The organism is Rhizobium sp. R634 (assembly GCF_002211305.1).
Taxonomy (GTDB): domain Bacteria; phylum Pseudomonadota; class Alphaproteobacteria; order Rhizobiales; family Rhizobiaceae; genus Rhizobium.
Genome location: NZ_LOKW01000006.1, coordinates 209990 through 223322, shown reverse-complemented (window position 1 = coordinate 223322; position 13333 = coordinate 209990). Strand labels below are relative to the sequence as shown.

The window sequence follows — 13333 nt, the reverse complement described above, 5'->3', positions numbered from 1 at the left end:
CAGGCAAAGGCACAGATCCCCTTAGACCTGCATGATTTCCTTTTCCTTCTCGCCAAGCAAGCGGTCGATCTCGGAAATCGTCTCGTCCGTCATCTTCTGTACACGTTCGGACTGCGCCCTGCTCTCGTCCTGACCGATTGCGCCGTCCTTCTCGGCCTTTTTAAGACCGTCCATGCCATCGCGGCGGACATGACGAATCGCCACCTTGCTCTTTTCGGCGTAATCGTGAGCCACCTTGACGAGCGACTTGCGGCGCTCCTCGTTGAGCTCGGGCAGCGGGATACGCAGGCTTTGGCCGTCAACGATCGGGTTGAGGCCGAGATTGGATTCGCGGATGCCGCGCTCGACGGCGCTGACCATCGACTTGTCCCACACGGAAACCGTGAGCATGCGCGGCTCGGGCACGGTGATGTTTGCGACCTGGTTCAGCGGCACGCGCGAACCATAGGCCTCGATCGTCACCGGATCGAGAATGTTGGCCGAAGCGCGGCCGGTGCGCAGCGATGCGATGTCGCTCTTGAATGCGGAAACCGCGCCATCCATGCGGCGCTTCAGTTCCTTGATGTCGATACCTTCACTCATGTCGATGCTCCCGTCCAAAGCATGATGCCGAAAGGTGTCCGCGGCTTTCGGACGGCTTCATGCTCTCTAACTATCTAATGTAGACCATGAATCGGATTTCAGGCCAACCGGACCCGAACCATCATGCTCTAGCGAGACTGCGCCAAAAGGCGGCGCAGCTTTTATCAGTTGTCGGAGACGATGGTCTTGAGGCCACCGCCCGTCAAGATTTCAGCAAAACCGCCTTTCTCGTGGATCGAGAAGACGATGATCGGAATGGAATTCTCCCTGGCGAGCGCCACGGCGGCAACGTCCATCACCGCAAGCCCCTTGTCCAGCACTTCCTGGTGCGTCAGGCGGTCGAAGCGGGTGGCGTCGGGATATTTCTTCGGATCGGCGGTGTAGATGCCGTCCACCTGCGTGCCCTTGAAGATCGCTTGTGCGCCCATTTCGGCGGCGCGGAGTGCCGCGGCGGAATCGGTGGTGAAGAACGGGTTGCCGGTGCCGCCGGCAAAAATCACCACGCGTCCCATCGACAGATGATAGAGGGTCGCGCGCTGGGAAAAGCTCTCGCAGATCTCCGGCATGGAGATTGCCGAAAGCACCACCGTATCGATGTTCAGCTTGCGCAGCGACGTCGCGAGCGCCAGCGCATTGATGATGGTGCCGAGCATGCCCATATGGTCGCCGGTGACCCGGTCGCCGCCCTTGGACGCCACCGCAACCCCGCGGAAAATATTGCCGCCACCGACGACGACGCCGACTTCCACGCCCATATGCCTTGCCTCGGCGATGTCAGATGCGATGCGGTCCGCCACCGCGACATCGATCCCGAAACCCTGGCTACCCATGAGCGCTTCGCCGGAAGCCTTGAGCAGAACGCGTTTATAGACAGGCTCTAAAGACATCTTGGCTCCTCGTAAATTGCCGTGAATGCCCGATACACGAAGGGCACCGCGTTGTCACGCGATGCCCTGGCGTTTTCCCAATTATGGCTGAAAGATCAACCCTTGACGGCAGCCGCGACTTCGGCTGCGAAATCGGTCTCTTCCTTTTCGACGCCTTCGCCGAGGAGAAGACGGGCCATGCCGGCAACTTCGATCGGCGCGCCGACGGCCTTTTCAGCTTCCTTGACGGCGGCTGCGACGGTCAGGTCGGGGTTGATGACGAAAGCCTGCGAAAGAAGGGCGACTTCCTCGAAGAACTTGCGCATGCGGCCTTCGACCATCTTCTCGATGATGTTGTCCGGCTTGCCGGAAGCGCGCGACTGCTCGATGAAGACGTTGCGCTCGCGCTCGGCGACGGCGGCATCGACTTCCTCCGGACGGATCGCCAGCGGCGCAGTCGCGGCGATGTGCATGGCGACCTGGCGGCCGATGGCATTCAGGGCTTCCTTGTCACCGGTCGACTTCAGGGCGACGAGAACGCCGAGCTTGCCGAGGCCGTCGGAAACGGCATTGTGGATATAGGTGGCGACGACGCCGTCTTCGACGGAGAGCGCGGCCGCACGGCGAAGGTTCATGTTCTCGCCGATCGTTGCAACCGCATCCTTGATCGTGTCGGAAACGGACTTGCCGGATGCCGGATAGGTCGCCGCAGCAATAGAATCGACCGTGCCGTCAGTCGCAACGGCGACCTTGGCGACGCCGCGGACGAGATCCTGGAAGGCGTCGTTGCGGGCGACGAAGTCGGTTTCGGAGTTGACTTCGACGACGACGGCCTTCGTGCCTGCGCTCGAAACACCGATGAGGCCTTCTGCGGCGGTGCGGCCGGACTTCTTATCGGCCTTAGCGATACCCTTGGCGCGCAGCCAGTCGATCGCCGCTTCCATGTCGCCATTGGTTTCAGCAAGAGCCTTCTTGCAGTCCATCATGCCTGCGCCGGTCTTCTCGCGCAGTTCCTTCACCATTGCAGCCGTAATCTCGCTCATTAGCTTCCTCTTGTCGGTTCACACGGTGGGCCGCTAAGCGCGGCGCGGCACCGGATTGACGCACGAAATGTACCTGTATCTATGACAGCGTGATGAAGACGCGTCACAGCGAAACTTATCTGGCAAAGAGCCTGAAGCCTTTGCCCTGAAACAGGCAAGGCCGCCGAACTTCGATGAGTCGCGAGCGGCCTTCCCCAATCCCTAAAAGCTTTGGCGGAACTTTCGTTCCGCCTACTTTGATCAGCCTTCGGCTGCTTCTTCGAGAGCCGGCTCGACCGGAACTTCGGAGGAGGCGCCGAGATCGCGGCCGGACGAGCTCTGCTGACGCGCGATGCCGTCGATGGCGGCGCGGGAGATCAGCTCGCAGTAAAGAGCGATTGCGCGCGATGCGTCGTCGTTGCCCGGGATCGGATAGTCGATCAGGTCAGGATCGCAGTTCGAATCGATGATGGCGACAACCGGGATGCCGAGGCGCTTGGCTTCGTCGATCGCGATCTTTTCCTTGTTGGTGTCGATGATGAACATCAGGTCGGGGGTGCCGCCCATATCGCGGATACCGCCGAGAGCCTTGTCGAGCTTTTCACGCTCGCGCTCGAGGTTCAGACGTTCCTTCTTGGTGAAGCCCTGGGCTTCGCCGCCGAGGATCTCGTCGAGCTTGCGCAGGCGCTGGATCGAGTTGGAGATCGTCTTCCAGTTCGTCATCATGCCGCCGAGCCAGCGCGAGTTGACGTAGTACTGGGCCGAACGCTTGGCGCTGTCGGCGATGATCTCCGACGCCTGGCGCTTGGTGCCGACGAAGAGAACGCGGCCGCCGCGGGCAACTGTGTCGCTGACGACCTGAAGGGCGCGCGACAGCATCGGAACGGTCTGGGCTAGGTCGATGATGTGAATGTTGTTACGGTCGCCGAAGATGTACGGCTTCATCTTCGGGTTCCAGCGATGCGTCTGGTGGCCGAAGTGAACGCCTGCTTCAAGAAGCTGGCGCATAGAAAAATCAGGCAATGCCATGCCTTTATACTCCTTTTCCGGTTGAACCTCCGCAAGGCGAACAGCATCCTCTTCGAAGATGCCACCGGGCGGAACGATCCGGATTTCTCCCGGACGATCCCATGCCTTACGTGTGGAATGCCGGTGCCCATACATTCCGTTCGGCATAAATGCAAGCAAAACATTCCGTTTGGAATATTGTACTGAGAAAGCGCCCCGCATTCGCCCACGCGCCCGTCACGCAAAATGGGGAGATGACGAATGCAGGAAACATCCGGCGCCGCGAATGCCGCTGCGAGATGGATCTATGACAGCCGCAGACGGCTCAGTTGCAAGGTTCTGCCTTGCGGTCGAGCAGCTCGAGCTTGGCGAGCTTTCCCGTCAGGACGAAATCGCCGTAATCCATGGTCAGATCGCGGGTAATGCCGTTCTCATAAAGCTTGAAGGACATGCGATAGACCGGCACCGCATCGGTTTTGGCATTTTCGTTGAAATAGGCGATCGTCACCGGCCAAAAGGCGGTCTTGGAGAAGGCGCCGGCGTTGCCGGCATCGGCCTCGTCGGTCACCGGTGTTTCCTGCTTGCCGACGATCGTCGTCGTCACCAGCGACTTATCGCCGTCATCGGAACCATCGAAGACGCGGGCTTCGAAGAAGCGCTTGCCGTCCTTGGCATTCTGGATCACATCCAGCATATGTTCCGTGGGAAAGCGGCTTTCGGCCAGCTGGAGCTCGCGACTTGCCGGCTGCTTCAGATCGACCTTGACTCCATCCGGCCGATCTTCGGCCGCGCCGTTGACCTCCTTGTCGAGCTGCTGGTCGGTGAAGGACTTGGTATCGAAGGTGAATTTGCCGTCCTTCAGGTTCTCGAAGGTCTTCGTCTGCTGGTCGCTGACGCGCACGCTGTCGCCGGTATCGATCTGCGTCACGAAGCGGAAATTGGTGGTGAAGCCCTGGCAATAGTTGCCGTCGAATTCATAGACCATCCGGCCGTACATGGCGGCGATGCCCGAGCGGTCCGAGGCGTCCTTCAGCTCCAGATCGTAGACGGCGCGATGGGCGACGAGGCCGGTCGCTATCGCCGCGCTCGCCGCAGGCGCGCCCGCCCATGCATTGGCGGAAACGCTGGCGAGAAGCAGAGCGGCAAGCGACGATCGGAACATTCATTCACTCCTGTTGGACTCGGCCGCAATGTTATATGAACTCTTTCGGCCAAATCGAGGCTCGAAGCTGTCATATTAAAGATTCTAGTCTTGATGCATAATTTTTGAAACATTGACAACAAAAGCGGAGACGAAAATGTCCAATGAAATCGCAGCGCGCCTCAGTGAGATGGGGATAAACCTGCCCGAAGCCGCAGCCCCTGCCGCAAACTACGTTCCCTATGTCATCAGCGGCAATCTTCTCTACATCTCCGGCCAGCTGCCGCTCGAAGGCGGCAAGGTCGCCGTATCCGGCCATCTCGGCAAGACGGTCGACGTTGCGGGCGGCCAGCGCGCCGCCGAACTCTGCGCCGTCAACATCCTCGCCCAGGCGAAGGCGGCACTTGGCGGCGATCTCGGCCGCATCCGGCGCGTCATCAAGCTGAACGGCTTCGTCGCCTCGGCGGCTGATTTCGTCGAGCAGCATCTCGTCATCAACGGCGCGTCGAACCTGATTGCCGGCGTGCTCGGCGAGGCGGGCAAACATGCGCGTGCCGCCGTCGGCATGGCAGCCCTGCCGCTGAACGCCGCCGTCGAGATCGATGCTATCATGGAAATCGCCGAATGACGAATGCGGCCTGGATCAAGGACGCGCCGGTCGCCCATCGCGGCTATCACGACCTCAACAAGCACGTCTGGGAAAACACGCTTTCGGCCTTCTCGCGCGCCGTCGAAGCCGGCTTTGCGATCGAATGCGACCTGCACTACGCCTCCGACGGCGTGCCGATCATCTTTCACGACGAGGATCTGAAGCGCCTGTGCAATCTCAACGGCGACGTTCGCGAGCGCACATCGAGGGAACTTGGGCTGATCGCCGTCGGCGGCACGAGCGACAAGATACCGACGCTCCGTCAGCTCCTCGATCTCGTCCAGGGGAAGGTGCCGCTGGTGCTGGAACTCAAGGGCCGCGAGGCCGATGACGAGGGATTTGCCGAAGCCGTGCTCGAAGTGCTTCAGGACTATGAGGGCCAGGTCGCGCTGATGAGCTTCGACCACTGGTTGCTGCGCGATCTGAAGGCGCTCGATGCACCCTACCCGCTCGGACTGACCGCCAACGGCAATACGCCGGAAGAGATCAAGACGCATGCCGCGGCAATGGAGATGGGTCTCGATTTCATCTCCTTTTATTATGGCGATCTGCCGAACGCCTTCATCACAGGCGAACGCGAGAAGGGCATTCCCGTGATCACCTGGACGGTGCGCGACGAAGAGGCACGCCGGCGCACGTTCGAAAATGCCGATCAGATGACCTTCGAGGGCTTCGACCCGCGTGTGGCGGTTTGACGCTCGCTTTTTGGCCAAGATCATGCGCAGACTGAGGCAGAGCCGAACCATCTCCCCACAGGCTTCGCATTTGCCCCATGACTGATGAACTATCCATTCGTGTAGAACGCTCCTTCACCGCGATTTCCCCGGAGAGCTGGTCCAAGCTTTCCGGGGCGTCGAAGGCCTGCAGTACGCTTGCCTATAACCCGTTCGTTTCCCACGCCTTTTTGTCGGCGCTGGAGGAATCAGGTTCGGCCACTGCCGAAGCCGGCTGGCTCGGGCACCATCTGCTGCTCGAGACCGATCGCGGCGAACTGATCGGCGCCCTGCCCAGCTATCTCAAGAGCCACAGCCAGGGCGAATATGTCTTCGACCATGGCTGGGCCGACGCCTTCGAGCGGGCCGGCGGGCGGTATTACCCGAAGCTTCAGTGCTCGATCCCGTTCACGCCCGCGACCGGGCCTCGCCTTCTCGTCGCCGAGGGGCTGCAGCGGTTGCCGATCCAGAGCGCCATCGCCGAAAGCCTGAAGGAGGTCGTGCGCCGGCTCGGCATCTCCTCGGCCCATGTCACTTTCGTGCCCGATGACGAGATCGGCGTCTTCGAGATGGACGGCTATCTGCATCGTACAGATCAGCAGTTCCATTTCATCAATGACGGCTATGCCAATCACGAGGAATTTCTCGAAACGCTTGCCTCGCGCAAACGCAAGGCCTTGCGCAAGGAGCGCCGCGCCGCGCTCGAAAACGGCATCAGCATCGACTGGCTGACCGGGAAAGACCTGACGGAACGCATCTGGGACCAGTTCTTCAAATTCTATATGGACACCGGCGGCCGCAAATGGGGCCGGCCCTACCTCACCCGCAAGTTCTATTCGCTGATCGGCGAGCGCATGGCCGACGACATCCTGCTCGTCATGGCCAAACGTGACGGGCGTTATATCGCCGGCGCGATCAACTTCATCGGCGGCGAAACGCTCTACGGCCGTCACTGGGGCTGCATCGAGGATCATCCCTTCCTGCATTTCGAGGTCTGCTACCACCAGGCGATCGACTTCGCCCTTTCGAAAGGGCTGAAGCGGGTCGAAGCCGGCGCGCAGGGTGAACATAAGCTCGCCCGCGGCTACCTGCCGGTGACGACGCATTCCGCCCATTATGTCGCCCATGCCGGCCTTCGCCGGGCGATCGGCGACTATCTCGCGCGCGAGCGGGCCGATGTCGAGCACATGGGCGAGATCTTGAGCGAGCACAGCCCCTTCCGCAAGGGCGAGCGCCTGCAGGAGGATTGACGCGGCCCCGCCGACCGCGCTACCCGATCAAGCAGAAAACGAGGAGATTTCGCGATGACCAGATCGGCCGCCTATGACGATAACAACATCTTCGCCAAGATCCTGCGCGGAGAGATCCCCTCGCACCGTATCTATGAAGATCAGCATACGGTCGCCTTCATGGATGTCATGCCGCAGGCGCCGGGCCATGTGCTCGTCGTTCCGAAGGCGCCTTCCCGCAATATCCTCGACGCCGATCCCGCCACCCTCGCCCATGCGATCACAGTCGTCCAAAAGGTCGCCAATGCGGTCCAGGACGTCTTTGACGCCGACGGCGTGTTCGTCGCCCAGTTCAACGAACCGGCCGCCGGGCAGACGGTGTTCCACCTGCATTTCCACGTCATCCCTCGCCATGAGGGCGTGGCGCTCAAGCCGCATTCCGGCAAGATGGAGGATGGCGCCGTGCTCGCTGCCAATGCCGAAAAGATCAGGGCCGCGCTGGCGTAAGGCCGTTCATCGCCTTAACAAGAAGCTTTCTGCGCACCGACCCGTCACGATTTTTGCGGCCAGAAGGGAACCGCAATATGGAATCGATTATCGAGATTGCGACGATAAAAGATGTCGAGCCCTGGGCGCAGCTTCGCGCTGCGCTATGGCCGCATCACTCGCTTGAAGATCATCGAGCCGAGTTGAACCGGGCGTTTCTTTCAGAAAATGGAGAAGCCATTGCGTTCATCGCTCGCAATGCTGCGAATGAAGCCGTCGGGTTTGCCGAAGCCACTTTGCGGCATGATTACGTGAATGGATGCAGCAGCTCGCCCGTTCTGTTCCTCGAAGGAATTTATGTCCGGTCCATCGACAGACGAAAGGGCATCGCACGATTGCTTTGCAATGTTGTTGCTGATTGGGGGAAGTCGCTTGGGTGTGTTGAGTTTGGCTCAGACGCGCTGCTTGAGAATTCAGCCAGCCATGCGATGCATGCCGCATTGGGATTTAAGGAGACACAGCGCGTCGTGTTCTTCCGAAAGCCTCTGTAGGCCGGTGTTGCCCTTCCGCGAGGATGGCCGGTCGCAAACTTACACGCAGTTAAGGGCCGGGGAAAACCCGGCCCTTTCCAATTCGGTGACGTATCTCACTTCTTGCGCGGAACCTTCGGAACCGCGCTACCCTTTTTCGGAGCGTCGCGGACCTCCGGCTCGGCCCGCGGGACGGTCTTGGCGCGGGTCTTGCGAGCCGTCTTCGTCTTCAGTTCGCCGTCGTCCTCGTCATCGGCTTCGGGATGCGCGACCTCGGCCTCCGGCTTCGGCTTGATCGGGGCCGTATCCGGTATGGCCTCCAGCACGATACCCGGCTTGCCGTCTTCCTTCGGACCGACGGTGACGTTGACGACGCCGCCCTTCTTCAGCTTGCCGAAGAGGATTTCGTTGGCAAGCGGCTTCTTGATGGTGTCCTGGATGACGCGGGCAAGCGGGCGGGCGCCCATCTTCTCGTCGTAACCCTTTTCGGACAGCCAGGCGATCGCGTCCTCGTGCAGGTCGAAGGTGACGTTCCTTTCGGAAAGCTGGGCCTCCAGCTGCATGATGAACTTCTGCACGACCTTGTGGATGACGGCCGTCGGCAGCGCCGCGAAGGGAATGATCGCGTCTAGACGGTTGCGGAACTCCGGCGTGAAGAGACGGGTGAGCGCCTCCTCGTCCTCGCCGGTGCGCTTGGACGAACCGAAGCCGATCGCGGCCTTGGCCATTTCGGACGCGCCCGCATTCGTCGTCATGATCAGGATGACGTTGCGGAAGTCGATCTTCTTGCCGTTATGGTCGGTCAGCGTGCCGTGGTCCATGACCTGCAACAGGATGTTGTAGATGTCGGGATGGGCCTTCTCAATTTCGTCGAGCAGGACCACGCAATGCGGATGCTGATCGACGCCATCTGTGAGAAGACCGCCCTGATCGAAGCCAACATAGCCGGGAGGTGCGCCGAGCAGACGGGAAACGGTGTGCCGCTCCATATATTCCGACATGTCGAAGCGCAGGAGCTCGACGCCGAGCGACGAAGCAAGCTGCTTTGCCACTTCGGTCTTGCCCACACCGGTCGGGCCGGAGAAGACATAGGCGCCGATCGGCTTGTTCGGCTCGCGAAGACCGGCACGCGCCAGCTTGATCGAGGTCGAAAGGGCTTCGATCGCGATATCCTGGCCGTAGACGACCGAGCGCAGTTCCTGCTCGAGATTGGCAAGCACGGCTTCATCGTCCTTGGAGACGGTCTTCGGCGGAATGCGCGCCATCGTGGCGATCGTCGCCTCGATCTCCTTTTCGGTGATGAGCTTGCGGCGCTTGGAGGGCGGCAGCAGCATCTGGGCCGCACCCGTTTCGTCGATCACGTCGATCGCCTTGTCTGGCAGCTTGCGGTCGGAGATATAACGAGCCGACAACTCGACGGCCGACTTAATGGCGTCGTTCGAGTAGCGCAGATGGTGATATTCTTCGAAATAGGGCTTCAGGCCCTTCATGATCTCGATCGCATCATTGATCGACGGTTCGCTGACGTCGATCTTCTGGAAGCGACGGACCAGCGCCCGGTCCTTCTCGAAGAACTGACGGTATTCCTTGTAGGTGGTCGAACCGATGCAGCGGATCGCACCGGACGAAAGAGCCGGCTTCAAGAGGTTGGATGCATCCATGGCGCCGCCCGACGTCGCACCCGCACCGATGACGGTGTGGATTTCGTCGATGAAGAGCACGGCGCCCGGATATTCTTCCAGTTCCTTGACGACCTGCTTCAGACGCTCTTCGAAATCGCCGCGGTAGCGCGTGCCGGCAAGCAGCGTGCCCATGTCGAGCGAGAAGATCGTCGCATCGGCGAGCGCTTCGGGAACCTTGCCTTCGACGATGCGCTTGGCGAGACCTTCGGCGATCGCCGTCTTGCCGACACCCGGATCACCGACGTAGAGCGGATTGTTCTTCGAACGGCGGCACAGAATCTGAATGGTGCGGCTCACCTCGGCGTGACGGCCAATCAGCGGATCGATCTTCCCGCCCTTGGCTTTCTCATTGAGATTGACGCAATAGGCCTTGAGCGCATCCTGCTGCTTCTTGGGTCCGCCCTCTTCCTCGCCGCCGCGTGCCGTCGGCTTGCTTTCCGATTCTTCCTCGGCGCCGCGCGGCGGACGAGAGTCCGAAGCGCCCGGCCGCTTGCCGATGCCGTGGGAGATATAGTTGACCGCATCGTAGCGGGTCATCTCCTGCTCCTGCAGGAAATAGGCGGCATGGCTCTCGCGCTCGGCAAAGATCGCGACGAGCACGTTGGCGCCGGTCACTTCCTCGCGGCCGGAAGACTGCACGTGGATGACGGCGCGCTGGATGACACGCTGGAAACCGGAGGTTGGTTTCGAATCCTCGTCATATCCGGTGATCAGGTTGGAAAGTTCGTTATCGACATATTCGACGAGCGTCTTGCGCAGCGCGTCGAGATCGACATTGCAGGCGCCCATGACCGCGGCCGCATCGGCATCGTCGATCAGGGCAAGCAGCAGATGCTCGAGCGTGGCATATTCATGATGCCGCTCGTTGGCAAAGGTCAGTGCCTGATGGAGCGCCTTCTCTAAGCTAGGCGAAAATGTTGGCACGTTGAGATCCTCACTTCTTTTCCATGACGCATTGCAGCGGATGCTGGTGCTGCCGGGCGAAGTCCATCACCTGGCTGACCTTCGTTTCCGCTACCTCGTATGTGAATATTCCGCATTCGCCGACGCCGTGGTTGTGGACATGCAGCATGATGCGGGTGGCACTTTCACGATCCTTCTGAAAAAAACGCTCCAGAATATGAATGACGAATTCCATGGGAGTGTAGTCGTCATTCAAAAGCAGTACGCGGTAGAGGTTGGGCTTCTTGGTCTTCGGCTTGGTGCGCGTGATGACCGAGGTTCCGCGATTTCCGTTGTCCCCGTTCCTTTCGCTGTCGTTCTGCATCCGGATCGGCTTTGCGATCATTGTCATTCATTCCTCGATCAATCCGGCAGAGCATGGGAGGGTGCTTTTCCCGCCGAATATCTGAAACACTAACTTAGTTCATAATGGGCCGATTTTAAGCCCCCTGTCAGACACTGCAATCAAGAAATGCCGGCATGCACGGGAAAGACTAAAAAAGTCCCCGGCCGATCTCTGGCGGACGCAGCAATGAAAGTGGAAACAAAAAAAGACCGGCTACAGATGCGTAGCCGGTCTTCGTTTTTCAATATGTAGCGGAGGTTGCGCTACTGAATCTGCATCACGCGGCAGCGGGCGTCGCCGGCTGCGGCGATTTCGGCGACTTGACGGCGGCGGCAGCAGCAGCGATCGGCGCCTCATAGGGTTTGTAGGCAGATTTCGCGAGATCGGCATACATTTCGCCGAGCTTCGTCGTTTCGGAGACGAAGCTTTCATAGGCGGACTTGACGTAGCTTGTCTGCAATTCGAAAGCGGCCTCGAAGCTCTTGGCGCCGGCCAGCGTTTCGAAGTGCGTCACCGCGTCCTGAAAGGACTTTTTCGAATATTCGGCGGCTTCGGTGGCGATCGCCTGAAAGCCCCTCGCCGTGTCGGAATAGGTTCTCAGCGCCGTATCGACGGCTTCCTTGCTCTTCCTATTGGCATCGTCGAAGTTGAACATGACCGTCCTCCGTTGGGCTATTGGGGTGGCGGCAGGGTAGCTGCAACGCACAAATAGTCAAGTAGTCTTGTGCGATGCAAAACACTAAAAAGTTGCATGACAATTATAAAACAAAGCCTGCGCGCCGGGGCACGTACGTCTTTAATTGATTTTGCTAATATATATCAGAATGCCACAACCGGAGGCTTTAAATAAATTTTCACTCGAGGGCAAAAAAACGAAAAAAGGCCGGGCGGATCGCGCCGCCCGGCCTTCTTGAAGCTTTCGAACGCGATTAAAGATCGACGTCGAGAATGGCCATCGAAAAGTTGTAGGAGCGGTCACCGTCCTCATCATCGACGTAGACGACGCCCAGAAATTCTTCGCCGAGATAAACTTCCGCAGAATCATTCTTGCGCGGACGCGCCTTGACGACGATCTGCGGGTTGAGCGTACGTTTGAAATAGGCGTCGAGCTTCTTGATTTCTTCTGGCTTCACTCTGTCATCTCCGTAAGCGGTCTTGATTGGCCGCTTCTTGCACAGGAAAAGCAGCGGTGTAAAGGCAAGGTTGCCACTTGGCGTGGTCTGTCCCCGCCCGGTTCCGCCGACTTCCTATTCCTTTTCCAATGGCGCTCAGATATCGGCGCCGATCACCTGGTCCATGTTGCGCGACGGCTCGGAACAACCAGCTTCGCCGACGACCTTGGCCGGAACGCCTGCGACCGTCTTCTTCGGCGGCACCGCCTTGAGCACGACGGAACCGGCGGCAACGCGCGAGCAATAGCCGATCTCGATATTGCCGAGGATCTTCGCGCCGGCGCCGATCATGACGCCGCTGCCGATCTTCGGGTGGCGGTCGGCGCCTTCCTTGCCCGTGCCGCCGAGCGTGACGCCATGCAGGATCGAGACGTTGTCGCCGATGACCGCCGTCTCACCGACGACGAGGCCCGTCGCATGATCGAGGAAGATGCCCTTGCCGATACGCGCCGCCGGATTGATGTCGGTCTGGAAGACGCTGGAGGAGCGGCTTTGCAGATAAAGCGCGAAATCGCGCCGGCCGCGGTTCAGCAGCCAATGAGCCAGACGGTGCGTCTGCAGCGCATGGAAACCCTTGAAATAGAGCACCGCCTCCATGAAGCGCAGGCAGGCGGGATCGCGGTCGTAGACGGCCTGGATATCGACGCGCAGGATGGAGCTCCACTCCGGCCAGTCGAGGAGCATTTCCTCGAAGGTCTGGCGAAGCAGGTTTGCCTGCATATCGGGATGATCGAGACGTTCGCAGATGCGATGGATGACGCATTCCTCGAGCGAACGGTAGTTGATGACAGTCGAATACAGGAAGGCGGCGAGAACCGGGTCGTTTTCGGCCGCGATCCGTGCTTCCTCCCGCAGGCTGTCCCAGATGGGATCCATCACCTTCAAGGGATGGCCAGCCTCAAAAGCACGAATGTCTGTCTTTGCGACCATCGCCGCTCTCCTTGCTGCCAACAGGAATGCCGTTT

15 protein-coding genes are annotated in these 13333 nt (G+C 59.9%); 5 read left to right on the top strand and 10 right to left on the bottom strand.

The genetic code is table 11. The features are described 5' to 3' along the window. Positions 1-21 precede the first annotated feature (21 nt). The 5 genes from frr to ATY77_RS10620 form a co-directional block, all read right to left on the bottom strand. Complete coding sequence (frr, locus tag ATY77_RS10640; RefSeq protein ID WP_039619546.1) at positions 22-582, bottom strand: ribosome recycling factor; 561 nt, start codon at positions 580-582, stop codon at positions 22-24. 164 nt (positions 583-746) lie between these two features. Further along, positions 747-1469, bottom strand: a complete 723-nt coding sequence (gene pyrH, locus ATY77_RS10635) for a UMP kinase (RefSeq protein WP_088674143.1) — start codon at positions 1467-1469, stop codon at positions 747-749. Between the two features lie 95 nt (positions 1470-1564). Continuing rightward, the gene (tsf, locus tag ATY77_RS10630) at positions 1565-2491 is read right to left on the bottom strand and encodes a translation elongation factor Ts (RefSeq protein WP_088687280.1); all 927 of its coding nucleotides are present in this window, start codon (positions 2489-2491) and stop codon (positions 1565-1567) included. Between the two features lie 240 nt (positions 2492-2731). After that, entirely contained in the window at positions 2732-3499 is a 768-nt protein-coding gene (rpsB, locus tag ATY77_RS10625; protein ID WP_008526906.1) for a 30S ribosomal protein S2, read from the bottom strand. 304 nt (positions 3500-3803) lie between these two features. Further along, positions 3804-4640, bottom strand: a complete 837-nt coding sequence (locus ATY77_RS10620) for a cell envelope integrity EipB family protein (protein WP_088687279.1) — start codon at positions 4638-4640, stop codon at positions 3804-3806. Positions 4641-4776: 136 nt separating this feature from the next. Here ATY77_RS10620 and ATY77_RS10615 point away from each other — a divergent pair, with 136 nt between their 5' ends. The 5 genes from ATY77_RS10615 to aac(6') all read left to right on the top strand — a co-directional run bounded on the left by ATY77_RS10615 (position 4777) and on the right by aac(6') (position 8247). Further along, complete coding sequence (locus ATY77_RS10615; RefSeq protein ID WP_088687278.1) at positions 4777-5247, top strand: RidA family protein; 471 nt, start codon at positions 4777-4779, stop codon at positions 5245-5247. After that, complete coding sequence (locus ATY77_RS10610) at positions 5244-5963, top strand: glycerophosphodiester phosphodiesterase (protein ID WP_088687277.1); 720 nt, start codon at positions 5244-5246, stop codon at positions 5961-5963. Before ATY77_RS10615 ends, ATY77_RS10610 begins: the two co-directional genes overlap by 4 nt. 77 nt (positions 5964-6040) lie before the next feature. Beyond that, on the top strand, positions 6041-7231 hold the full coding sequence (locus ATY77_RS10605) for a GNAT family N-acetyltransferase (protein ID WP_088687276.1): 1191 nt from the start codon (positions 6041-6043) through the stop codon (positions 7229-7231). Positions 7232-7285: 54 nt separating this feature from the next. Then, positions 7286-7717, top strand: a complete 432-nt coding sequence (locus ATY77_RS10600; RefSeq protein WP_088687275.1) for an HIT family protein — start codon at positions 7286-7288, stop codon at positions 7715-7717. A 77-nt stretch (positions 7718-7794) separates the two neighbouring features. After that, positions 7795-8247 carry an aminoglycoside 6'-N-acetyltransferase gene (aac(6'), locus tag ATY77_RS10595; protein WP_190237620.1) on the top strand — a complete coding sequence of 151 codons (453 nt, stop codon included), beginning with the start codon at positions 7795-7797 and terminating at the stop codon, positions 8245-8247. 95 nt (positions 8248-8342) lie between these two features. Here the strand turns inward: aac(6') and clpA are convergent, their stop codons facing one another. The 5 genes from clpA to cysE form a co-directional block, all read right to left on the bottom strand. Beyond that, positions 8343-10832 (bottom strand): ATP-dependent Clp protease ATP-binding subunit ClpA, encoded by a 2490-nt coding sequence (gene clpA / locus ATY77_RS10590; RefSeq protein ID WP_088687273.1) that lies wholly within the window; start codon positions 10830-10832, stop codon positions 8343-8345. Positions 10833-10842: 10 nt separating this feature from the next. Next, positions 10843-11196, bottom strand: a complete 354-nt coding sequence (clpS, locus tag ATY77_RS10585) for an ATP-dependent Clp protease adapter ClpS (RefSeq protein ID WP_008526939.1) — start codon at positions 11194-11196, stop codon at positions 10843-10845. Positions 11197-11473: 277 nt separating this feature from the next. Then, complete coding sequence (locus tag ATY77_RS10580) at positions 11474-11851, bottom strand: phasin family protein (protein WP_088687272.1); 378 nt, start codon at positions 11849-11851, stop codon at positions 11474-11476. Between the two features lie 274 nt (positions 11852-12125). Then, positions 12126-12329, bottom strand: a complete 204-nt coding sequence (locus ATY77_RS10575; protein ID WP_008526943.1) for a DUF3126 family protein — start codon at positions 12327-12329, stop codon at positions 12126-12128. A 135-nt stretch (positions 12330-12464) separates the two neighbouring features. After that, positions 12465-13298: a serine O-acetyltransferase gene (gene cysE, locus ATY77_RS10570; protein ID WP_088674154.1), complete on the bottom strand. Its 834-nt coding sequence runs from the start codon at positions 13296-13298 to the stop codon at positions 12465-12467. Between the last annotated feature and the right edge of the window lie 35 nt (positions 13299-13333).